1 protein-coding gene is annotated in these 427 nt (G+C 66.5%); it reads left to right on the top strand.

The window, feature by feature from the left end; genetic code table 11:
- Positions 1-427: uroporphyrinogen-III C-methyltransferase (locus AB4Y97_RS21040; RefSeq protein ID WP_442000982.1), on the top strand; the 427-nt coding region annotated here is incomplete at both ends.

Genomic DNA, 427 nt, shown 5'->3' with positions numbered 1-427 from the left:
GCCCTGCGCGACGCCGACGTGGTGTTCTATGACCGGCTGGCGCCCTACCAGGAGTTGGCAGGCCTGACCTCCGCCGAGCTGGTGGACGTTGGGAAGCAGCCCGGCCTGCATAAGGTCACCCAGCGCGACATCGAGAAGCTCATGGTTGACGCTGCCCTGCTGGGCCAAAACGTGGTCAGGCTCAAGGGTGGGGATCCCTACGTGTTCGGACGCGGCGGCGAAGAAGTGGCGGCGTGCGTTGCGGCGGGCGTGCCGGTGCGTGTCATCTCCGGCGTCACCAGCGCCATCTCCGTTCCGGCCGCAGCGGGGATTCCTGTGACGCACCGCGAAGTAAGCCACATGTTCACGGTTGTCTCCGGCCACGCTCCCCTGACCGAGAAAGAGCACACCCATCTTGCCGGCCTGGGCGGAACGATCGTGGTCCTCA

It is taken from the genome of Microvirga sp. 2TAF3 (assembly GCF_052114965.1).
GTDB lineage: Bacteria > Pseudomonadota > Alphaproteobacteria > Rhizobiales > Beijerinckiaceae > Microvirga.
Note: the sequence above shows the minus strand (reverse complement) of the source record. Positions and strands in the feature narration are given on the sequence as shown.